The sequence below is a fragment of the Zhaonella formicivorans genome (assembly GCF_004353525.1).
Taxonomy (GTDB): domain Bacteria; phylum Bacillota; class DUOV01; order DUOV01; family Zhaonellaceae; genus Zhaonella; species Zhaonella formicivorans.
The window spans coordinates 3,267,932-3,290,475 of record NZ_CP085524.1 but is presented as its reverse complement, the minus strand read 5'-3'; the positions used below and the strand labels follow the sequence as shown (position 1 = coordinate 3,290,475).

23 protein-coding genes and 1 riboswitch are annotated in these 22,544 nt (G+C 44.9%); of the genes, 6 read left to right on the top strand and 17 right to left on the bottom strand.

What is annotated here, in order from left to right:
• Positions 1 to 1,992, top strand: coding sequence for a two-component system sensor histidine kinase NtrB (locus tag EYS13_RS16030; RefSeq protein WP_227764699.1), 1,992 nt, complete (start codon positions 1 to 3; stop codon positions 1,990 to 1,992).
• 141 nt (positions 1,993 to 2,133) lie between these two features.
• On the top strand, positions 2,134 to 2,760 hold the full coding sequence (locus EYS13_RS16025) for a stalk domain-containing protein (RefSeq protein ID WP_227764698.1): 627 nt from the start codon (positions 2,134 to 2,136) through the stop codon (positions 2,758 to 2,760).
• Positions 2,761 to 3,050: 290 nt separating this feature from the next.
• On the opposite strand, the gene rimI is transcribed toward EYS13_RS16025, so the two are convergent.
• From rimI to EYS13_RS15950, 15 genes are all read right to left on the bottom strand, one after another.
• Positions 3,051 to 3,506, bottom strand: a complete 456-nt coding sequence (gene rimI, locus EYS13_RS16020) for a ribosomal protein S18-alanine N-acetyltransferase (RefSeq protein ID WP_227764696.1) — start codon at positions 3,504 to 3,506, stop codon at positions 3,051 to 3,053.
• Positions 3,507 to 3,511: 5 nt separating this feature from the next.
• Entirely contained in the window at positions 3,512 to 4,222 is a 711-nt protein-coding gene (gene tsaB / locus EYS13_RS16015; RefSeq protein WP_227764694.1) for a tRNA (adenosine(37)-N6)-threonylcarbamoyltransferase complex dimerization subunit type 1 TsaB, read from the bottom strand.
• Positions 4,203 to 4,682 (bottom strand): tRNA (adenosine(37)-N6)-threonylcarbamoyltransferase complex ATPase subunit type 1 TsaE, encoded by a 480-nt coding sequence (tsaE, locus tag EYS13_RS16010; RefSeq protein ID WP_227764692.1) that lies wholly within the window; start codon positions 4,680 to 4,682, stop codon positions 4,203 to 4,205. The genes tsaB and tsaE overlap by 20 nt, the downstream gene beginning before the upstream one ends.
• A gap of 253 nt (positions 4,683 to 4,935) precedes the next feature.
• Positions 4,936 to 5,301 carry a response regulator gene (locus EYS13_RS16005; RefSeq protein ID WP_227764689.1) on the bottom strand — a complete coding sequence of 122 codons (366 nt, stop codon included), beginning with the start codon at positions 5,299 to 5,301 and terminating at the stop codon, positions 4,936 to 4,938.
• A gap of 78 nt (positions 5,302 to 5,379) precedes the next feature.
• The gene (locus EYS13_RS16000; RefSeq protein ID WP_227764688.1) at positions 5,380 to 6,537 is read right to left on the bottom strand and encodes an amidohydrolase; all 1,158 of its coding nucleotides are present in this window, start codon (positions 6,535 to 6,537) and stop codon (positions 5,380 to 5,382) included.
• Positions 6,537 to 7,382: a Nif3-like dinuclear metal center hexameric protein gene (locus EYS13_RS15995; protein ID WP_227764686.1), complete on the bottom strand. Its 846-nt coding sequence runs from the start codon at positions 7,380 to 7,382 to the stop codon at positions 6,537 to 6,539. Before EYS13_RS15995 ends, EYS13_RS16000 begins: the two co-directional genes overlap by 1 nt.
• A 79-nt stretch (positions 7,383 to 7,461) precedes the next feature.
• Positions 7,462 to 8,172, bottom strand: coding sequence for a gamma-glutamyl-gamma-aminobutyrate hydrolase family protein (locus EYS13_RS15990; protein ID WP_227764684.1), 711 nt, complete (start codon positions 8,170 to 8,172; stop codon positions 7,462 to 7,464).
• 191 nt (positions 8,173 to 8,363) lie between these two features.
• A complete protein-coding gene (locus EYS13_RS15985; protein WP_227764682.1) occupies positions 8,364 to 8,714 on the bottom strand; it encodes a type II toxin-antitoxin system PemK/MazF family toxin in 351 nt (116 codons plus the stop codon).
• 2 nt (positions 8,715 to 8,716) lie between these two features.
• The gene (locus EYS13_RS15980; RefSeq protein WP_227764678.1) at positions 8,717 to 8,992 is read right to left on the bottom strand and encodes a CopG family ribbon-helix-helix protein; all 276 of its coding nucleotides are present in this window, start codon (positions 8,990 to 8,992) and stop codon (positions 8,717 to 8,719) included.
• Between the two features lie 391 nt (positions 8,993 to 9,383).
• Positions 9,384 to 10,499, bottom strand: coding sequence for an alanine racemase (alr, locus tag EYS13_RS15975; protein WP_227764676.1), 1,116 nt, complete (start codon positions 10,497 to 10,499; stop codon positions 9,384 to 9,386).
• Positions 10,500 to 10,819: 320 nt separating this feature from the next.
• Positions 10,820 to 12,424, bottom strand: a complete 1,605-nt coding sequence (locus EYS13_RS15970; protein WP_227764674.1) for an NAD(P)H-hydrate dehydratase — start codon at positions 12,422 to 12,424, stop codon at positions 10,820 to 10,822.
• Between the two features lie 12 nt (positions 12,425 to 12,436).
• Positions 12,437 to 12,805 carry a holo-ACP synthase gene (locus EYS13_RS15965; RefSeq protein ID WP_227764673.1) on the bottom strand — a complete coding sequence of 123 codons (369 nt, stop codon included), beginning with the start codon at positions 12,803 to 12,805 and terminating at the stop codon, positions 12,437 to 12,439.
• Between the two features lie 171 nt (positions 12,806 to 12,976).
• Complete coding sequence (locus EYS13_RS15960) at positions 12,977 to 13,855, bottom strand: phosphate ABC transporter substrate-binding protein (protein WP_227764671.1); 879 nt, start codon at positions 13,853 to 13,855, stop codon at positions 12,977 to 12,979.
• 606 nt (positions 13,856 to 14,461) lie between these two features.
• On the bottom strand, positions 14,462 to 15,193 hold the full coding sequence (locus EYS13_RS15955) for a response regulator transcription factor (RefSeq protein ID WP_227764669.1): 732 nt from the start codon (positions 15,191 to 15,193) through the stop codon (positions 14,462 to 14,464).
• A gap of 256 nt (positions 15,194 to 15,449) precedes the next feature.
• The gene (locus tag EYS13_RS15950) at positions 15,450 to 16,442 is read right to left on the bottom strand and encodes an NADH:flavin oxidoreductase (protein WP_227764667.1); all 993 of its coding nucleotides are present in this window, start codon (positions 16,440 to 16,442) and stop codon (positions 15,450 to 15,452) included.
• 370 nt (positions 16,443 to 16,812) lie between these two features.
• Between EYS13_RS15950 and EYS13_RS15945 the strand changes: the two genes are divergently transcribed.
• A complete protein-coding gene (locus EYS13_RS15945; RefSeq protein ID WP_227764665.1) occupies positions 16,813 to 18,528 on the top strand; it encodes a methyl-accepting chemotaxis protein in 1,716 nt (571 codons plus the stop codon).
• Between the two features lie 29 nt (positions 18,529 to 18,557).
• Here EYS13_RS15945 and EYS13_RS15940 read toward each other — a convergent pair whose 3' ends face one another.
• On the bottom strand, positions 18,558 to 18,884 hold the full coding sequence (locus EYS13_RS15940; RefSeq protein WP_227764663.1) for a nitrous oxide-stimulated promoter family protein: 327 nt from the start codon (positions 18,882 to 18,884) through the stop codon (positions 18,558 to 18,560).
• A gap of 113 nt (positions 18,885 to 18,997) precedes the next feature.
• Between EYS13_RS15940 and EYS13_RS15935 the strand changes: the two genes are divergently transcribed.
• A complete protein-coding gene (locus EYS13_RS15935; RefSeq protein WP_227764661.1) occupies positions 18,998 to 19,549 on the top strand; it encodes a GerMN domain-containing protein in 552 nt (183 codons plus the stop codon).
• Positions 19,550 to 19,977: 428 nt separating this feature from the next.
• On the opposite strand, the gene EYS13_RS15930 is transcribed toward EYS13_RS15935, so the two are convergent.
• Entirely contained in the window at positions 19,978 to 21,132 is a 1,155-nt protein-coding gene (locus tag EYS13_RS15930) for an MFS transporter (protein ID WP_227764659.1), read from the bottom strand.
• 482 nt (positions 21,133 to 21,614) lie between these two features.
• Positions 21,615 to 21,677, top strand: a riboswitch (Fluoride riboswitch).
• Positions 21,678 to 21,714: 37 nt separating this feature from the next.
• On the opposite strand from EYS13_RS15930, the gene crcB reads away from it, so the two are divergent.
• Together crcB and EYS13_RS15920 are read left to right on the top strand one after the other, a co-directional pair.
• A complete protein-coding gene (gene crcB, locus EYS13_RS15925) occupies positions 21,715 to 22,134 on the top strand; it encodes a fluoride efflux transporter CrcB (RefSeq protein WP_227764658.1) in 420 nt (139 codons plus the stop codon).
• Complete coding sequence (locus EYS13_RS15920; protein ID WP_227764657.1) at positions 22,121 to 22,468, top strand: DUF190 domain-containing protein; 348 nt, start codon at positions 22,121 to 22,123, stop codon at positions 22,466 to 22,468. Before crcB ends, EYS13_RS15920 begins: the two co-directional genes overlap by 14 nt.
• Positions 22,469 to 22,544 lie beyond the last annotated feature (76 nt).

The following is a 22,544-nucleotide window of genomic DNA, read 5'->3' as shown; positions in this document are numbered from 1 at the left end:
ATGAAAAAAAACATTTTTTTTGATTACTGCGCAGGACTTCTGCTGCTGGTTTTTTTGGGTTTGCTCATCGCAGAAAACTTTTTGCCTCTTAGTTTCGAGATCGAGTTGGCGCTCTTAAAAATATTGGGAGTGACAATTTGGTTCATTTTGCTTTGTACTTTTCTTGCCCATAGCAACTTAAAAACCCCGGCAATAATCCTCCTGCTTGGGTTGGGGCTTTTCAGCATAAGCCTTGTAGAATTGATAAATTCAATTCAGATTTGGTCCATGTTGCTTCCGGAGGCTGAATTTTTGAAAAACCCGGGTTTAATTACCGGGAAAACGCTTCTCGCTTTAGCTATCTTTATTAGCATTTATTTTGATAGATTGCTAAAAGAAAAATACTTCCCCAGCGAAAAAGCATTGCACCTTTTTTTAAGTCTACTGGTGGCGCTTGCTGCTATTCTCGCCCTTATTTCTTCCGGTTACAACCCGGCTAAAGAGCGAATGATGGGCAACAATTTCGGCCAGCTTCTACCCATTATTCTGGATTTGGCCCTCATTATGCTTTTTGTAAGCATTGGCTTTGAGGCTTTTCACACTTACCGCCAAAGCCAAGTGGAGCATGGTTTTTGGGAGCAAAAAGATCTTTTCTTAAACCAAGTAAACTGGGGGCTTTTAGCTGTTAATAGTGAACAAAAGGTAATTGCCTGCAATTCTTATTGCATAGAAAAGATCGGTTTAAACTGCCAGCCAGGAAAATACCTGGATGAATCCGCGCCAGAACTTGCACAGCATTTGCAAACTCAAAATAAGGCAGGCAGTAAGGAAATCATTCTGCCCACCCCTGCGGGACCGGCAAATTTGCTGCTGGAAGTTTCCCCCATTACCACTCCGTCGGGAGAGTGTGACGGCCATGTAGCAATTATCAAAGACCTGGATGAAGTAAGGAAAACTGAGATGGAACAAATCAGTCACCGGCTGATCTATGAGTGCTCACCGGCAGGTTTGATAGTAACGGATAACAAAGATAGAATATTCCTCGCCAACATGGCAGCTGAAAAAATCCTTGGTTGTCCCTTGACCACGTCCCAAGGAAAAATTTTCAAAGACATTGCTGATTCTCCCATTGGTAAAATTATCAGCGATCTGTTACAAGATGCTCAGAAGCTGCAAAAGAAGATTATTTTGGAAGATTATGAAGTAGCCACTCCAACCGGACCCAAAATATTAATCCTGGGAATATACCCTATCCAAAATATCAAAGGAAAAATGCTGGGGTCTTTTTGTGTCTTAATTGACGTCACAATCGAAAAGACCAACGAGCGCAGCCTGCGCAGGGCTGAACATTTGGCGGCCTTAGGAGAATTATCAGCTGCAGTTGCCCACGAAATAAGAAACCCCCTGACCTCCATCCAAGGTTTCTTACAACTGCTTAATAAAAACAGCGCTTCTGAACAGCAAAAAGAATACATCCAAATTGCGCTTGCAGAATTAAAAAGGGCTAATGATATCATCTCCGAGTTCCTGCTCTTTGCCAGACCACCAAAATTAAACCTCAAAAAGCAAAGCGTAGTCCCAATTATTGAAGAGGTGGCAAAAGTCATGCAGGCAGAAATGGCGCTAAAAAGTACCGCCTTTGCTTTGGAGGCAGAACCGGTGCCGGAGATAGGAGTCGATCGGGATCAGTTAAAGCAAATCTTTTTAAACCTCTTTCAAAATGCTTTACAAGCTATGGGCCCGGGGGGCAGTCTCACTGTCCGGGTCACTTACGACCCCGGCAGTAAAAATGTGGTGATTAGTGTGCAGGATACAGGTACTGGCATACCTGAGGAAAACTTAAGCAAAATTTTCAGCCCATTCTTCACTACCAAAGAAGCAGGTACCGGGTTAGGGTTAAGCATCTGCAACCGAATCGTCCAAAACCACGGCGGGAAATTGGAAGTGATAAGTCAGGTGGGCAAAGGATCAAACTTTATGATTACTTTACCCAATGTTGAAAGGGTATGCTAAAAGCGGAGACTGCTTGGCTGCTAAGCAGCATGGTTGTCTAGTAAGAAGGCCCAGTAACTTAGAATTACATATCTTGCCGTAAAAATCGGCGATACCTTAATGATTAAAATTAAGACGGATTACCAAAGGAGGAGTTTAAAGATGAAAAAACTGGTTTTATGGTCCCTAGCCTTAGCTATGATTTTCGGGCTGGGTATCCCCGTTGCAGCCGACACCCCAGTAAAATTATTTATCAACGGCCAAGAAGCAAACGTTCAAGGACTGCTCATTAATGGGCGAACCTATGTACCTGTCCGTTATGTTTCGGAAACTTTCGGCGCCAAAGTAGATTTTGTAAATGGTACAGTGAAAATAACCACCTCCTCCGGCGGTGGCATTGCAGACGGCACTTTAAATGCAAAAGACCTGACAAGCCTCCCCATCCGCAGCCTGGGAGAGAAGTTTCAGCTGGGCAAAATATCCTATTGCATCGATTCTGTGACCTATGAAACCAAAAATTCCAAACAATATGTTAATATCACTTTTAGCGAAGAATCTACATCCTCTCCAGGAGAATTTGGCCTTCTACCTGCTTTCGCTTACCAGGACGGGCAAACTACAGTTAAACTAATTGATTACTCGGTAACTGCAGACCCGGATAAAAACAAAAGCTATAGGCGCAGCTTTACATATCGTTTCCCCTACGAAGGACAGATATCATATATTTATTACTACCCGGAAGGTTTCCAGAAAAGAATTAAGCCTATTGCCAAATGGACGGCATGGTAGTTGGCTTGCAGCCGCGTCCTTAGTCCTTGGCAGCGGCTCACGCCGAGTCATTAGTCGCTCGTCAATAGTTTTTAGTCATATATATGGCTTGGGCGGACTTATAAAGCCATCAGTACCAGTCATTAGTAAATTGGAAGCCAAGGGCAAATTGCTGGGAGCTGATGGCTGACAGCTGATAGCTGATAGCTAACAACTAAGGACTTGACCGTAGGTATACTTGCGACTAACGACGGCGTGCTATCTGGCGACTGGTGACTATTAATGTAGGTGATTGAGGACTGGTGACTGCTTTAGCCCCGATCATATAGGTTTCGCCACATGATAATAGCATCCTCGTTAGTATCGGTGTAGTATCCTTTTCGTACACCCACCGGCGTAAACCCCGTTTTGCGATACAATTCTTGGGCTACCGTATTGGACGGCCTAACTTCCAGAGTCATCCGCTCAGCCCCAAGAAACATAGCCTCCTGCATCAAGTTAACCAGCAGAGCTTTGCCAAGTTTTTTACCTCTAAAGTTAGGATGCACTGCGATATTTGTAACATGAGCCTCATCAATGATAATCCACATTCCGGCGTAACCGGCCACTTCATCTCCATGAACACAAACATAATAATGGGCAAAGTCGTTGTCCTTAAGTTCGCCTAAAAAAGCCTGTCCTGACCAAGGGGTTGGAAAGGAAACCCTTTCAATTTCCAAAACCCCGGGGATATGCTTTTCCTGCATAGGGATTATCTTGTATTCCACTGGCTTCACCTTCTATTCTCACGGTTTCGCTTTTCCCAAATTACCTCTGCTTCCGAAGCCCTGATATACAGCGGTTCCAGGGTAAAATAATCCCCAACCTGGCCGGACTGCAATTTTTTTAAACCCAGGCGAGCAATCTGGGCGGCCCGGCATAAAGCGTTTGTAGCGGCAGCTACTTTTGCCTCAGGCAAAGCGCGGAGCAATTGGTCGCCGTAAATAGGGACAGCATCTCCCAAAAAAGTCACTGTTTCATTAAAATCTCTTAACCTGGCTATAAGCAGTTCAGGAGCCACAGCCAAATAAGGGCTTAATCGTTGATTTTGCACCCCATCCCAGCGGTAAATTGCAGCGTATACCTCATTTTTCCTGGCATTTAAAACAGGACAAATTAGACCTGCGCTTCCTTCGAGGTTGGCTGCTAACCCGTCCAATGTAGGAACAGGCAAAACAGGTTTATCTTTTACATGGGCCAAAGCTTTTATGGTTGCCAACCCGATCCGCAAACCGGTAAAGGAACCAGGGCCTACTGCCACCGCTAACCCATCCAATTCATCAAGCGTAATCTGGGCTTCCTCTAACATCCAGGAGAGCATCGGCATCAAACGCTGGGAATGATTTTTTTTGGTATTAAACGTCAACTCCGCTATCAATCGATCTTCTTCAACCACTGCGACACTGGCCACGTTGGTGGCGCTGTCAAGCCCTAGTACCCGCACTGATTTCCAACTCCTCGATAAGTTCTTGGTAACGTCCTGCTCCTACCGCTGTAAAAATTATTTTTCGTTCAGATTCGCCTAAACCTCGCCTTATTTCAACCTGCAAATAATCGTCGGGCATGATGGTTAAGATTTTTTCAGCCCATTCTACCAGGCTTACTCCCTGCCCTTCCAAATACTCTTCCAAACCCAGATCCTCCAATTCCAGTTCACTTTCGATCCGGTAGGCATCTATATGATAAACAGGCATTTTACCGTCATAAATGTGTAAAATGGTAAAGGTGGGGCTGGTAACCTCAGAGGCAACACCTAAACCGGTACATACTCCCTGGGCAAAAGTAGTTTTACCTGCCCCCAGATCACCCTCGAGCCTGATTACATCCCGGGGCTGCAAAAGCCGGCTTAAAAGATAGCCTAGCTGTTTTGTTTCTTCAGAGCTTGTCGAAAGATACTCAAACAAATCCTACACCTCAAACGCTGATAATTAGCCATAAATATTTAGCCGCTAAGCAAAACGGTTCCAATCAATTATATATTACTAATATGTTCTCCGCAAAGTGTCTGTTTTCAAACTATTGTTTCCAAAAGTAAAAGGTAATGTAGAAAATACTTCGTCTTAGGGTTTAAAACTTCCTACTTATTCCAATAAAAAAGGCTCTCTTTTCAAAGAGCCGCAAATTATTTTCCCCTTTGCAGGGGGGATTAAGGCTAGCTTATTGTAAAACCTGGTAGACTTTTTCCAACAGTTGTTCTAGATCGAGTGGTTTTAAAAAACATTCAATGGCACCTAGCATGAGAAGCTCTTTTTGTTTTTCTTCGTCAGCATAAGCGGTCATCATCAATACAGGTATAACAGGCTTTAATTTTTTTATTCTGGCTAATGCTTCCGAGCCTCCCATAACCGGCATTTTTACATCCATAATAATCAGATCCGGATTTTCTCTCTCAATAAGATCTACCGCTTCCTTGCCATTACCTGCAGTAGTTGTTCTAAAACCCTCTTCTTTAAAAAATGTCTCCAGCAGCTGCCGTACCCCCCTCTGGTCATCAACGACCAGGATGTGGTGCGGATTCTGCATTTTTCCCTCCCTCAAACTAAATACATAGTAAAAAATTTTACTTCTAAAAAACCCCTGATGCAAATTCTAACAAAAAAACTAATTGTTGTAAATAACTTTACCAGAAACAATTACCAATTCCACCCGAGCATACAGATCAAGTATCGAGCCGTTAACTACAATTATATCGGCTGATTTGCCTTTCTCAATACTCCCGATTTGCCCTTCAACTCCTAATATTTTGGCCGGGTTGATGGTTATTGCTTTAAGGGCTTCCTCAGCTCTCATCCCGTCTTTTACCGCCAGGGCAGCGCAAACAGGCAAATATTCGATAGGGATAACAGGATGGTCTGTCATTAACGCCACCGTCAGTCCTTGGTTTGCCAAGACCCCTGCCGTTTTAAAGGAACGCTCCTTGAGTTCCACTTTGGCTCGGCTGGTCAGGCTGGGCCCGACTACCACCGGAACCCCCTTTTCCCCTAGCTCATCAGCGATGAGGTGCCCTTCGGTACAGTGTTCCAATACCAGCTTCACGCCGAATTCCTCCGCTATGCGGATGGCTGTCATCATATCATCGGCCCGGTGGGCGTGGGCTCGCAAGGGAATAATTCCCTGTAAGGCTAAGCCTAAGGCCTCCAGCTTTAAGTTGCGCTCCGGTCTTTTTCCCGGCTCTGCCGCCTCCCCAAATTTGGCTAAATAATTTTGCGCAGCCACCAAATTTTCCCTCAGTAAAGCAGCATTTGCCATCCGGGTCATGGGCATCTTTTTTTGTTCCCCATGCACCCTTTTGGGATTTTCACCAAAGGCTACTTTTAAGCCCGCCGGGTTTTTCAATACCATGTGGTCCACAACCCGTCCGAAAGTGTGCATAACCAGACCCAGGCCGCCGACTACATTTGCGCTCCCCGGACCGGTGAACACTGCAGTAACGCCGGCACGAACTGCATCCCGGAAGCCTGCATCCATGGGGTTAACAGCATCTATAGCCCGCAGATGGGGCGTAACCGGATCACTGTATTCGTTGGTATCGTCGCCCTCGATCTGGTATATTTCTTCCATAATTCCCAGGTGACAATGGGCATCAATCAAACCAGGCATGACTTCTTTTCCGGCTGCATCAATAACTTGTGCTTCAGCAGGAACAGCTATCTCCTGCCCACCAACTGCCAGAATTTTGGAACCCTCAATCAGCACCCTTCCTCCTTTAATCACGGGCCCCGCCATCGTTCGGACATGGCCATTCACTATCGCTAACATCATCTACCTCCATCGCCTTGGTTAGGATCGATCACGCCGCTCATCCTGGTAACGCTGAGCCCGTAATGTTCCAAAGCCTCAATTATCTTGTTGATGCCAATGGAATCGCTGGCCATATGACCCGCAACGATAACATTTCCAATATTTTGTTCTTTGACGGCCTTGATTACATCTTCCGGCATATGCATCACTACCAGGGTGCCCACACCTGCTTCGAAATAAGCTTTGGCCACTTCTTTTCCCCCGCCGGTTCCCCCGGCCATAGCGACGAAAACTTTCCCGGCATAGCTTTCTTCAGAACCTACGCGGATTTTCGGTCTGGCCAAAGTATATTTATATTCCGGAAATTCTTCCAGGGCAGCAATCACGTCCTTAAGAGTTGCTTTAGGATTGCCTTTAAGCCTTTTATCCAAATGCTTCTGCACTGTAGTCTCTGCCATTATATCAGCAGGCGTATGGATGGCGATAAATGGCATTCCCAACAATTTAGCTGCAGAAACAGCCCGATCGTAGTTGCCTACATGGAGTCCGCGGTCCACTTCCCCTTTCCGTTCTTCCAGCGCCTTCTGGGCTTTGTTGATTGGCACTCCGGCCTCTACCATCCGGTCGATCTGATTGTCCATCACCTTATAAAGATTGACCATTGGGTTTCCCCCTTTAGGGTGATGAGTAATAACAGCATCAAAACCCAATTGTTTAGCTATTAAAATTTCAGCAGCTTCCATATCGACACCGAACAAAACCCGGTGGATATTATCTCCGTCAACTATTACGCCTGAATCAGCGGGAATTTCATTTAAACCACTGGCTCTCAAAGCTATCTGCAAAATCTGGTGCGCGTTCATCTCAGTCCTCCCGTTACAATTGTCTACGGAGGTAATTTCTCCGTTGGACTTTACAAACCCTCCATAAACTTTGCCGGTATTAATAAGTTTTATTAGTATTACAAGCAGAAACTAACCATTTAAACAGCTCTAGCTGTAGCCTGTCTTTTTCCCACATGCATTCCGGATGCCATTGCACCCCCAGCCACAAATCATTGCTTGTGGATTCTATGGCCTCAATTACGCCGTCTTGGGACCTGGCGCCAACTTGAAAACCAGGAGCCGGCACCCGTACCGCCTGATGATGAAAACTATTAACCCTGATTATGTTTTGATTGTGGAAGATCTTTTTTAGCCTCGTATCCGGAAGCAATTCAATCCCGTGGGTAGAATACCATTTTGGAGCATCTTGCATATGCTTTAGCATCATTTCTGACTGAGTCTGCAGATCCTGCCATACACTCCCTCCGGCTGCAATGTTTAGCACCTGCATACCACGGCAAATGGCCAGAATAGGTTTAGGTTGCTCTAAAAAGCACTTGGTTAAGCCCAATTCAAAACTATCCCGCTCCGGAGAAATTTCTCCCAAGCCTGGCAGAGGCTCCTCACTAAAGTAAACCGGATCTACATCAACGCCACCGGCCAGCAGCAATCCGTCTAATACCTGGTGGTAATAGGAAAAACCATCTGTTCCCAAGGGGGGAAGCAATACCGGCAGGCCCCCTGCAGCCCGCACCCCCTGGCTGTAATAACGGGTTATATAATACCGTTCGCCCTCTAACCCACAGGTAATTCCGATTAACGGCAGCATGCTCCAAAGCACCTCCCTTGACTTAGCTTACAGCTGTCAGCCATCAGCCTTCAGCCTGCGGTGTATACGTAACCCTTATGAGTCAGGGGACGGTTCTCTGACTCATTTTTCCTGGCAAAATGAGTCAGAGAACCGTCCCCTGACTCATAGCTGATAGCTAATAAAAAATACCCGTTGCATGCGGGCATTTACTAGATTTCAGTTAATCCTAAACTTATTTCGATAGCTTTATTTACCTTTTCCATTGTTTCTTCATCCAAAAATGCCACTTTCTGTTTTAAACGGCTTTTATCGATAGTCCTTATCTGTTCCGTCAGAATAACAGAATCTTTTTCCAGCCCACTCTTTTCAGCGCTGATTTCTACGTGGGTAGGTAGTTTCGCTTTAAAAATCTGGGAAGTAATAGCCGCTACAATAGTAGTTGGGCTATACTGGTTGCCAATGTCGTTTTGGACGATTAGCACCGGACGCATGCCACCTTGTTCTGACCCCACCACCGGGTTAAGTTGGGCAAAAAATATATCTCCCCGCCGGATATACATACCTATTTACACTCCACTAATTTTTCATCATAGTAGGTCTGTACTTCATCTTCCAGTTCATAACTCTCCATGGCCAGCGCCAAATTAATCTGAGCCATTTCCTGATATCCCTTTTTCATCTGTTCCCTGACAGTGCGCCTTTTCCTTTCCGAAATATAAAGCCGCATAGCTTCCCGGATAAATTCGCTGCGGTTTCGTTTCTCCAGAGAAACCAAACCGTCCACCTCTTTTAGCAAGCTTTCGGGAATACTAATCATAATTCTCTTTACGCCTGACAAAAGACAGCACCTCCTAGGAAACCTACTTCAAGGGATATTCTATGATACCGGTTATAAATATATACCAAAAATCGCACAAGGATACTGCAAATGAGCTATACTTCATTATAGCCATTTTGTCCAAACCATGCAAGGGGTGGGTGGCATCCAGTATCTAGCAGAGACCGACGTTTTTTAAATATATAAATTGGACATTCAAAATTATTATTCCTAGAGAATAGGCTGCGGCCAGTCGTTAGTCCTTAGTTGCATGTAAGGCTTTTGTGTACTTATAAAACCGCTAGTTACTAGTTATTAATAATCATGAAGCCGACGGGCAATTGCTGAAGGATGATGGCTGACAGCTGATAGCTAATGGCTAACGACAGCGCAGCTCGCTGGCGACTGGTGACTAAATGTACTTGCGTGGTACTCGGTAGCTTACCATACATACTACTTCATAGTTGATAGTGCCGATTGATTCGGCCACCTCATCAACAGAAATAACTGCCTCCCCTTGTCTGCCCAACAAGACGACTTCATCCCCCACAGCTACACTTTCCACGTCGGAAACATCCAACATGCACTGGTCCATGCAGACCCGACCCACTACAGGCACCCTGCAACCCCTGACTAAAGCCACCCCCTTATTGGATAAAAGCCTGGTGTACCCGTCAGCGTAACCAAGCGGCAGGGTAGCAATCCGGGACCTTTTCTTGGTGGTAAATGTACAGCCGTAGCTGATACTGGTACCTGCCTCCACTTCTTTGAGATGGACAATTTTGGCTTTTAGTGACATAGCAGGTTGAAGCTGAAGCTTGCTCTTATCCACTTCATCCGAAGGATATAGACCGTAGAGCATTATGCCCGGACGTACAATATCCAGATGAGCTTCAGGCAGATCTATGATGGCGCCGCTGTTTGCCGCATGCTTCAGCGCCACTTTTACTCCGGCCTTTTCCACTTCCCGGCACACCCAAAGAAATTTTTCCAGTTGCATCTGGCTATAGGTTTTATCTTTCGCATCCGACTTAGCCATATGAGTAAAAAGCCCTTCAATTTCGATGCCGGGGAGCTTTGCTATAGCTGTAATTTCCTGAATGGCTTGTTCTGTGGATTGAAAACCAATCCTGCCCATGCCGGTATCAACCTTAATGTGTATTTTTGCAGTCTGATTAAGAGTTTGCGCCGCCTCACTCAACCTTTGGGCCTGCCTGTACGTGAAAACAGTCTGGGTAATGGCGTGTTTAATAACTTCAGGGTAATCTTCTTCCGAGGTATAACCTAAAATCATGATCGGAGAGGCAATGCCGTGCTCTCTTAACTGCACTGCTTCAGCCAGCAGTGCCACTCCCAGATAATCTGCGCCGGTTTCCAGCGCTCTTTGCGCCACCTGGAAAGCACCATGACCATAGGCGTTGGCTTTAACTATAGCCATGATTTTGGTGGTTTTGGGAATAATTCTGCGTACTTCTCTAAGATTATGGGCAATGGCATTCAGGTCTACTTCTGCCCAGACCGGTCTCATTGTATTACCCCCAGTGACATGCATAAAATATGATTGTTGGCTATAAGCTAGCAGCTATCAGCCTTCAGTTTTGAACTACAGCTAACGGCCATCAGCTTTCAGCCTTCAGCTAAAAAATGATTAATGCATTAACATAATTCGTAAGATATTATTAGTTTAACATGTGTAAATTTTAGCTAATTTTACTGAACATATAAACAGGGCCTGGCCTAAATGCAAGTTTAAAGTAGCCGTATAGTCAACCATAAATTCTTTAAGCTAATAGCTAATAGCTATTAGCTAACGGCGAATGGCTGAAAGCTGAGGGCTGACAGCTGACCCTAGAATATCCTGATTAGCCTGCGGCGGGTTACAGGCCTCTTGATTTCCTTAAAATCTTCCAGCTCTTTCAGCACTTGGGGTAGATAGCCAAGCAGGTCTCCTGCGGTTAAAGCCATTTTACCGATGCTTTCCGCGCCCCGGTCTCCCGCCAACCCGTGGCAATAGACTGCACAGGCACTGGCCTCCAAGGGAGTAAGACCCTGAGCCAGTAAACTACCCACCATCCCAGCCAGAACATCTCCGCTGCCTGCAGTACCCATACCTGAGTTGCCGGTTACGTTTAAATAAATAGTCCCATCAGGGGCGGCTACTACCGTCTTAGCGCCTTTGAGCACAACTACCGCTTTCCACTTTTCTGCACACGACCTGGCCAGGTTTAACCGGTCAGCCTGTACTTCCTTAACACTTACCCCCAACAGCCTGGCCATTTCACCGGGGTGGGGGGTCAGAACCACAGGCGCTTGCAGAGCAGAAATAAACCCCGGTTCCTCGGCCAAAGCACTCAAACCGTCGGCATCAACTACCACCGGTTTGGTTAGTTTACTTAAAAAATTTTTCACCAGGCTGAAAGTATTAGGATTCCTGGAAATACCCGGCCCGATTACGACAGCATCCATTTTCTTGGCTAAACTTAGCAACCCTGGCAGCGCTTCCGGCGAAATGGTGTGGTCATCGGTCTCAGGCAAGGGTTTAGTCATAACCTCAGTGGTTTTTATTTCCATAATCTGATTAAGAGATCTGGGAACAGCGGCGGTAACCACACCTGCACCGGCACGCAGCGCTGCCTGGCTGGCTAAAGTTACGGCGCCGGTCATTCCTTCTGAACCACCGACTACCAGCACATGTCCAAAGGTCCCCTTATGACCGCCGGGGTCCCTGGCGGGCAACCAGTCAGCTGCCTGTTCGTGGTTAATGAGAAATTTGTTTACAGCTGCCTCATCGTACAGTTTACGGGGAAAGGAGATATCCCCCAGCCAGAGCTGACCCGTGTACTGGGCGCCAGGTTCCACGCATAAACCCACTTTTAGAAAACCAAAGGTGACGGTACAGGTTGCCCTAACGCAGGGTCCGTTGACCTGTCCCGTATCCGCTTCCAACCCGGAAGGGATGTCCACTGCCAGGATGGGCTTGCCGCTGGAGTTGAGCAGGTTGACTAAATCAGCGATAACCCCGCTAAGTGCACCTTTAAACCCTGTACCAAAAAGGGCGTCAACTACGAGGTCGCCATAAGTAAGGGCTATATCAACCCGTTGCAAATCTTTAGTAGTAAAAATAGTATGTATCTTTACCTGCATTTGTAACAATATTTCATAATTTATTTGAGCGTCACCCTGCAGTTCTTCAGGGCGACAGGTCATAAAAACCTTTACATCTGCGCCTGCGTTAACCAGATGCCTGGCTATCACGAACCCGTCTCCCCCGTTATTGCCTTTACCGGCAAAAATAAAAATCCGCTTGCCGGCCAATTCTCCCTGGAATAAATCAGCTATTGCTTCTACTGCCCGCATCCCTGCATTTTCCATTAAAACAATGCCTGGAATGCCATAGGATTCTATAGCTTGTCGGTCTAAAAGCTTCATTTCTTGCCCGGTAACAAGCTTCATAACTTCCCCTCCCTATTGTGCTAATACATATGCCACCGCATTTAATTTAGCATGAGAAAGACTAAGCATAAATTTAGAAATTCCAAGCGAAGCTGCCAATGCGGCTGCCCGCCCCGTCAGTTTCACCTCAGGGGCTCCGCTGGAATTTACTTCTATAATAATATCATGCCAGGTACAGCTGCCCAGCCCTACGCCCATAGCCTTCAATACCGCTTCCTTGGCAGCAAAACGGGCCGCCAAGGAGGGGTAGGGATTGGCTTTTTGCCGGCAATACTTTATTTCAGCCGGGGTAAATAACCGCTGCTCCAAAGCCGGCCTGCGTTCCAAAGCATTCCTGACCCTTTCAATTTCAATTATATCAACGCCAATGCCTAGAACCACTTTCCACCTCTGTTTATTAAAAACCTTTTTTCTATAGCATAACCTTACTTTTGGCAAAAGTACATATTTTTGACTTTTTGAGCGGGATTTTTTGTAAGCGACGAAAAAATAAGAGACTCTCTGCAATTAATTAGCAAAAAGTCTCTCTGGGAGAAACAGCGTAATTATATACTATTTTACAGAAATATATTCTTCAGCAACGATTTTCTGGCCTTCTTCACTTAATACCCAGTCAAGATATGCCTTCACAAGGCCTTGCGGGTCACTTTTGGTCAGATAGAGGAAAGGACGACTGATTTTAAAGCTTCCGCTCTTCACATTTTCGGCTGTCGCTTCTACCCCGTCAACTTTTACCGTTTTTACATCAGTGGCTCCAAGGACTGAACCTAAAGAAGCATAACCGATGGCATTGGGATCGCTGGCTACAGCGCTTTTAACCGCACCGGTAGAGTTCTGGATAGTTGCATTGGCAACTAATTTGGCCTCGACCAACACTATCTCCTCAAATGCCCCCCTGGTGCCGGATCCGTCTTCCCTGCTGATGACGTTAATAGGAGCATCTTTACCGCCAACATCTTTCCAGTTTGTAATCTCGCCTGCAAAAATCTTCTTAATATCTTCCATTTTCAGGTCAACAACTTCGTTGGCAGGGTTTACGATTACAGCAATTCCGTCTTTAGCGATAATGAATTCTTTCACGGTTCCTTTTTCGCTCTCCTTTAATTCCCTGGAAGAAGCTCCGATATCAGCAGTACCTTCCTGGGCAGCTTTTACTCCGGCGCTGGACCCACCGCCGGCCACGTTGATTTTCACGTCAGGGTTTGCTTCCATGAACGCTTGGCCTAATTCTTCAGAAAGTGGTTGTACAGAAGTGGAACCTGCGATATTAATGGAACCGCTTAAATTTTCAGTCTCTGCAGCTTGATTCTGATTCTCCCCTTCTTCTGGAACATTGTCGGCACTGTTGGCACAACCTGCCACTAAAGCCACCGCCAAGAGAACCAGTGCCAGCATAGCCAGCAGTTTCGATTTTTTACTTGTCTTGCACATTCTTTTATACTGCCTCCTTGCAAATGTTTTATTGTTTACAAGTCTGATTATATAAGCTTAATTTTAAGAACTGGTTGATATTTCATTACAGTGATGTTAAAAAAGCCATTGAAGCTAGAGCTTTTTGGCAAGTTGAGGAAAATTCTACCGGATTAAATCGATTGCTTCCTGGGGCACAAAGGTTAGCTCCGGGAATCATTAATAATAAATAATATAAACACAGCAACCGGTAAAAAAAACAAGCCCTGAAGGGCTAGTTAGAGGAGGTTCTAAGCAGCGGGTTCTCTCATTTTCTATGGTTTAGCAAGGTATGCTGATAGATGCTAACCCTTTTAGGTGGAGGCTGATATCAGTCTACCCGCATTGGCCCAAAACTTCCGGAACAGACCGCACAATAAACTTTACGATGATATAATCGTTATGAAAGGCAGTCGCTATTTAGGGACCATCCCGGCACAAAAATTATTGGATACCCTCACGGAAATCAAAGTGGAACTGGCTCGAATAACTATTCATGGTACTCCTAAGGATTTTATCGGTCATGTAGGTGAGACGATTTCGTGCTAGTTACTCACCCTAATGTAGTAGACCAACTTTGCCAGGAAATTATCTCTTATAAAAGGTCGCTGAAACTTGTTTAATAATTCTATTATTGAAACGATACCCCAAACCCCTGACAGTTTCAATATATTCCGGGTTGCCTGGGTCTGTTTCTATCTTCTGCCGCAGCCGGCAGATATGCACATCTACTGTTCTGGGATCAGCATAGCCATCATAACCCCAGATCTTGTTCAGCAAATAGCTGCGTTTTAAAACTTTGCCTTTGTTATTCACTAATACCTTGAACAGTTCAAATTCTTTAGGGTTTAAATCTAATACCACTCCATCTTTTAATACCTCATAATTAAGCGGCTTGATAATAAATGGGCCTATATGTATTTCTTCCTGTTCCAACATAGCTTTCTCCGCAGCAAGTCTCCGCAGGTTGGCCTTGATTCTGGCTACTAACTCCCGCGGACTGAAAGGCTTTGTAACATAATCATCTGCACCCAACTCTAAGCCAATTACCTTATCAAACTCTTCTGCTTTTGCACTTAAAAAAATAATGGGTATTTCCTGTAAATTGGGAACAGCCCTGATCCTGCGGCACACCTCAAAACCGTCAATCCCCGGCAACATGATATCTAAAACTATTAAATCCGGCTTTTCCTCCAATGCTTTATCAATCGCCGCAAAGCCATCAGTTGCAGCCATAGCTTCATAACCCGCCTGCTGAATGTTGAAGATCAGCAATTCCAAAATAGCCTGCTCATCATCCACTACCAGTATTTTGGCCATAGGTCTTCCTCCTTACTCATCATTACCCATTGCCAGTTTCCACATCCCTTTAACAGGACTTAATCACACCAACTAATAAAGTACAAACCCAGGTCTTGGTTCCTGGGTTTGTGATATATGTGGAGAGGAGGTCTTTATGTCCACATCTTTATCTTAAATGTTTAATGTTAAGAACTTGTAAAGCTTAAATTAAAAATAGCTTAAGTTTTCCAAATACAATTCAAAAGAGCGGCGGAGCTATCGCAACGCCGGCAATTTACCTTAAGCATTCCACGGCTTTTTTAGCCCATAAAGAGTCCTGCAGCAGCGCCCGTCCAACCCCAACCAGGTCTGCTTTGCCTTCGGCAATGATCTGGTTAGCTTTGGCGGCTGTCTTTATTCCTCCGGTGACAATCACGGGAATATCAACCACCTTTTTGACGGCTTCGCTTAGCGGCGTAAAGTAACCTTCCTCTGTGTTTCCAGGAACGTTATAGCCTAATACACCTCCGCTTACATCAATCACATCCACTCCGGCCCTGGCAAACTCCCGGGCCGCACTTTTGCTGTCTTCCAAGGTTGTTCCTCCTTCCAAATAATCGCAGCAGCCAAGGCGGAGAAATAACGGGAAATCTCTTCCTACCGCTTCTCTCACGGCAGCAATGACTTCCAGGTGAAGCTTAATTCGGTTGTCCAAAGAACCACCATAGGCATCCTCACGTTTGTTGGTAATAGGGGAAAAAAACTGGTTCAATAGGTAACTGTGGGCTGAATGAATTTCTACACCGTCAAAACCTGCCTCCTTAACCCGGGCTGCTGCCTTTTGGAAATCAGCGACTATCTTTTTGATTTCCGCTGCGTCTAACTCCCTTGGAATTGTCCCCTTTCTGGGGTTGGCAACAGGAGAAGGCCCAAGGGGCGTTGTTTTAATTACTTCCGCTGTGGTGCCGCTACCGGCATGGTTTATTTGCACGATTGCTTTACTGCCATTTTTCTGAATTGTTTTGGCCAGGGTACGAAGTCCGGGAATATCTTCATCTCTGGAAACGCTCAGCTGCCTTTCACTAGCCTTACCCTCAGGACTGATAAAAGAATGCTCAATGATGACCAGTCCGAGATAACCTCCGCGGCACTTTTCGTCATAGTAATGCAGCAGTTCCTGGCTCACCTCCCCGTTTTCCCCAGCTTTAGTCGTAGCCATGGGCGGCATTACCAGCCTGTTGGACAATTTCATACCTTTAATCTGTAATGGGCTTAATAAACCAGCCATAGTATCTCTCCTTGCTTATGTTTTTAATTTTTAACTCAACCTTTCGACACCAACTGTGATGTTAATCCTGTTTTCTCACTTTCCACCTCTTATTTTATCCTTACCTGTGGCAAAAGCAAATTTTCTGACTTTCTAAGCAGGATTTTTTGTGGTTCCTTTTTCGCTTTCCTTTAATTCCCTGGAAGAAGCTCCGATATCAGCGACCTTCCTGGGCAGCTTTTACTCCTGCGCTGGACCCACCGCCAAGAAACCTAGTACCGAATAATCAGAGGTTCTGTAAAAATTTTACCTAAAAATGGTAGGTAAAAAGGTTTTTGCTAAATTTTGTCAAACATATATATACAGAATTTTTCAAAAAGGAGGCTTTAAAATGTTCAAAAAACTTAAAGTATCAGCCAAACTCAACTTGTTAATCGGGCTGTCAATTCTTGGGCTAATTATTCTATGGTTTTCCTCCTACCATACAGCTATAACCATGAATGCGGAAACCAAAGAGATGATGGACATCAACTTCAACCAAGTTGAACTGCTGTTACAAGCCGATCGTGATTTGTACCAGGCCCGTGTTGCAGAAAAAACATTGCTTCTTAGTACCAGTATACAAGAACGCAAAAAGCAATTGGAACAAATCGAAGAAAATTTACAGCAATCCAAAGAGAGGATCAATAAATATGCCGGTCTGAAAACAGCTGCTGAGGAGCAAAAACTGGTTGGAGAACATTTTGCGCTGAGAGCAGACTGGGAAAAAAATTTACACGAGGTCTTGGTATTGGTTGAAAAAGGCACACCTGAAGATTTACAGACGGCCATACTACTTTCAAAACAAAGCGAGACAGCTTTTTCCCAGGCGAGAGAAAAAATTGACGCTTTGACAGAGATAGCAGAGAATAACACCGCCCAGGCTGTGCAAGAAAACTATCGTCATTACCAGCAAGGGCAAATCAGAAATGCCGTAGCCGGGCTAATTATCTCATTGCTGCTCCTCTTTATCAGCAGCCAGATTACAAGTACTCTCAAAAAACAGGTTAGGCAGCTGGTTGAGCACGTAACTACAGCCAGCAAAGGAAATTTAAATTTACAAATAGCTACGTGGTCGCAAGACGAATTAAGTCTCCTTGCTGAAAATTTCAACAGCATGCTGGGGAATCTAAGGGAAGCCTTCAGTCGTGTAATTAAAGGGGCTCAAGAGGTTACGATGGTAAGCCAAGACCTGCGAGTTATCACAAAAGAAGTGGGCGCCGGCGCGGAACAAGTGGCAACTGCTATCGAAGAAATGGCCAAAAACGGCATGAAGCAACGAGACTTAACTGTCGAAACAAGCGCTGCTGTGGAAGCTATGGCCAGGAACATTTCAGAAATATCCAAAGATATAACTGAATTAAATACTACAGCAGTATCCGTGAATCAGAGCACTCAGGAAGGAAAACAAGCTCTTGATGAAGTCCTGAAACAAATGCAATCCATCGTACAGTCTGCGCAACTGGCCGGAACCTCTATAACCCGCCTGGAAGAGAGTTCCAAAGGCATCAGTTCCATGATCGAATTAATAACCAGCATTGCCGAACAAACAAATCTTTTGGCATTAAATGCAGCTATAGAAGCGGCCAGGGCCGGAGACCAGGGCAAGGGTTTTGCCGTAGTAGCCGATGAAGTGAGAAAGCTGGCGGAGCAGTCGAGGGCCGCTGCCAGTGAAATTGCCGGACTGGTACATAAAGTGCAGGCTGAAACAAAAGAAGCAGTTAACTCCATTTTATCCGGTGAGCAAGAAACGGCAGCGGGGGCTAAACTGCTCCGGCATGCCGCCGGCAGTTTTAACCTAATCGAAGAAAGCATTAAACATTTAACAGCCAAGTTTGCTGGAATAGCCACTGCTATTAAACAGGTTGATGTCCTAGCAGAGCAGGCTGCAATAGCTACCGGGAATATTGCCTCGATCATAGAACAAGCTGCTGCCGGTTCCGAGGAAATCACCGCTTCCGCAGAGGAGCAAAGTGCGGCGGTGCAAACAATAATGTCTGCCACCGAAAAGCTTGAGCAAGCAGCCCAAAGCTTGCAAAAAGCTACTTCGTTTTTTAAGATTGCCTAGTACTGTACAAAAGCCGGTTTAGCCGGCTTTTATTTTCCCACTTTCCTGAAACCGTCAAGCAAATGCAGTACAGCTAAAACAGGATGTTTGAAAAGCATCCTGGGTCCAGAAAACCTCATAACAGCTTTAATCTCTTCCCTCATACCAGGCTTGTAACAATGAACAGGGCATTTTGCACAGGTAGGCTTCTTTTCCTGGTAGAGGCATTTTCCCAAGCGGAAACTAGCATACTTCAGCAGTCCGGTACAATGGGGGCATAGCCCGTTATTAGTTCCATGGTGTGCACTACAGTAGATTTGCATCATATATTCTATAGTTTTATTTTCTCTCAGCATTCTTGAGTGTTTTACCCGCATTGTGCAATCTTCCTTTTTCTTTATAAGATTTTGCTCTTATGCTAGAATATTAACAAACCGATTAAAGAAGGTCTGGGTTTACATCTAAAAATTTCAAAATGAGGAGAAGCAAAATGAGTAAAAGGCTTATAGTTATTGGGCTTATCTGTATTACGCTATTAATACTGGCAGGCTGCGCTAGCCTTAATTCCCCAAAAAAAGAATCCCAAGAGCCCCATGCTATTGATTCAAAACCCGGTGGGGAAACGATTTCCTTCACAGTTTTTTTCGGGGACGAGCAGGCAACATATTTAAAAGGCGAAGAACGAACAGTCCCTAAAAACGGTAAACCCGTAGCCGAGCTAATGATTACCGAGTTAATTCAAGGCCCCGAATCTCCCGGATTGACGGCCACTATCCCAAAAGAAACCAAGCTCTTGTCCCTGGAAATAGCCAACGGCATTGCTTACGTGGACTTCAGCCGGGAGATTAAAACCAAACATCCGGGCGGCAGCGCCGGTGAGACCATGACCATCTACTCCGTCGTCAATACCTTGACCCAGCTGCCGGAAATTGAAGCAGTACAGTTTCTGATCGAAGGCCAAAAACAAGAAGAAATCTGGGGTCATTTTTATACCCTGGAGCCGATCAAAGCCGACGAAACACTGATAGCCCCAAAACAGTAAAATAAGTTAGGTACAACGCAAGCTAAAGAAAACTGGCGCTTACGCCAAGCTTATAAGGGCGCCAGAATTTCTTGCATTGTGTTGCACAATGCGTAGAAATTCCAGTCCTTTAGGGCGCCAGAATTTCTTGCATTGTGTTGCACAATGCGTAGAAATTCCAGTCCTTTAGGGCGCCAGAATTTCTTGCATTGTGTTGCACAATGCGTAGAAATTCCAGTCCTTTAGGGCGCCAGAATTTCTTGCATTGTGTTGCACAATGCGTAGAAATTCCAGTCCTTTAGGGCGCCAGAATTTCTTGCATTGTGTTTGCACAATGCGTAGAAATTCCAGTCCTTTAGGAGACCGGCGGAAGCCCTAGTTGCACTTATGCAAATCCGAAAGTGATAAACTTTCTGAATTTCCAAGGATAACTCGGCTTGCGCTGTGCCTTACCGCGACCTGGCTTCTGGGTAAATGGGTGAAATCAGTAAGGCCAGGGCCGCGCAAAAACCTGTAAAGGAGCCAAAATAAAAAGGCGCAGAGCTTCCCCATCCAGACCACAGCCAACCGGCCAAGAAGGAGGCCGGCAGAAGGCCTAGTCCTACTAAAGCCGCATGAAGCCCAATTGCCGTCCCCCTAAGCTCCAGAGAAGCTATATCTCCAATTAAAGCTTTTTCTACTCCTTCCGTCAGCCCTGTATATAGTCCGTAAATTCCAAAGAGCAGCCAAACTGCGCTGCTGCTTTTTACCATGGCAAATCCCAGGTACACCAAACCATAGAAAATATATCCGCCCACTAAAAAAGATTTTCGGCCGATTTTATCTGAAAGTTTTCCCGCTGGAAAGGAAGTTAAGGCATACACCAGGTTATAAACAAGATATAATAAGATAACTTTGTCGGCGGTGAAACCCACTCCTTGGGCTTTTAAGAGCAAAAACTGGTTGGAGGAGTTTCCCAAAGCGAAAATAAATGTGATAAGCAGAAATATTTTTAGACGCTTATCCAGCGCTGACCACTTTAACGACAAATGATTGGACCTGAACCGTGCTTCTTTCTTTTCCCGTACAAAAAACAGGCACACAACTCCTAAAAAAGCAGGAATTAAGGATATAATGAATACCTTAAGGTAATCTCCATTGTAGCCGGTCAATAAAAAATAAGCTAAAGTGATTCCTATTACTGCACCTAAAGTATCTAACGCGCGGTGTAAACCAAAAGCAGTCCCACGACCTTTTTCCCCTGCGTTTTCTAAAATTAAAACATCCCGGGGCGCCGTTCTGATCCCTTTTCCAAAGCGGTCGATTATCCTGGCCCCCAGCACCCACAACCAAGATGTAGATAGGTACAGCACTATTCTGCTGAGCGAGGAAGAAGCGTAGCCAAAAATCGTAAACATTTTGGGTTTTTTTGTCTTGTCAGTGATATAACCTGCCCCTACCTTTAATAAGCTGGCCAAACTCTCGGCTATTCCTTCAATTACCCCCAGTACGGCAGGTCCGGCACCTAAGCGGTTGGTAAGGTATAAAGGCAGCAAAGGATAAACCATCTCGCTGCTAATGTCGGTAAACAGACTAACCAACCCCAGTAAAATAATGTTGAACACTTTTAACACTCCCCCATTTTCCCATTTAGTTCCTAGCAAAATTATACACCTTTGCATGACGGCAAGGCTGACAATTTTACACTATCTTAGGCTATCCCTGAAAATGTTAACCCTTGTATCCGCTGCTTTATAGACTATCGCCAAGAGCGCTATACTATTCAGAGTTTGACTTCCAGCGGCACGCGCTCACGCGGCGTCCGTGCCGCTCCAGCGCTTCGTGAGTCCATGCTGCTCGACGGACAGAGGTCTGGGGACACACCCCTATGCAAGATTAATATTTGTTCGGGGAATGTCCCCAATTAATACTCTTCACAGAGCGCTCTATAGCCCGTCAAAAGGAGCAGCTACGACACAATGGGTTACAATTTTCATTTTTCTGATAGTGCTGACGATAAGCATGAGGGCCTCTTGATAACACCTGATTCCAAGTGCTTGAAAAGCTAATTAAAAGTTGGGTATAATGTTATGTAGTAAAATCGATAAAAAGTAATGGCGATGGGGCTCGCCATAAACTGCTTTATGAAGCTGATGGCTCCTACCGGTTGGTAGGAGTATTCATATTTTTAGGGGTGGTGTTGTTAATTGAATTATGTAAACTTTATTTATATTGCTTTCGGAGGTGCTTTGGGAGCAATAAGCAGGTATATTTTGTCAACCTGGATTTATAATAAAAGCCAGCAAATTTTCCCTTATGGGACCCTTGCAGTCAATATCATTGGGTGTTTTTTTCTTGGCGTGTTTTACACACTGACACTTGAAAAATCAGTTATAGCCCCCCAAATCCGGATTATGGTTACTGTTGGCTTTTTGGGGGCTTTTACTACATTTTCAACATTTAGCCTGGAAACGCTTAATCTTGTAAAAGAAAACAATATCAGTATGGCACTCCTTTATATCGTAACAAGCGTTATATTGGGACTATTGGCAGTATGGCTCGGGACTGTTTCGGCCAATTTTTTTAATAAACTAGGAGAAAGGGGTGAGAATATTGCCCAAGATTAGTGGCCAAGCCCGAAGGTTAAGGATCTATATAGGTGAAAGCGATAAATACAAAGGTACTCCTTTATACCATGCCATAGTATTAAAAGCAAAAGAATTAGGTCTGGCCGGAGCAACAGTTTTCAGGGGTGTAGAGGGGTTTGGTGCAAATAGCAGAATACACAGCGCCAGAATACTCGATATTTCTTCCGATTTACCAATACTCATAGACATTGTTGATAGCATTGAATATATTAACTTGCTTTTGCCGTTTTTAGACGAAGTAGTAAAAGAGGGGCTTATTACTATAGAAGATGTGGAAATAATCAAATATACCAATAACAAAAACAAAAAATAACAATAAATTAAAATTTAACGAGGTTAGAAAAGTCAGAGAGCGCGGTCTAATCCACCTGCGCTCTCTCTTTGCCCAA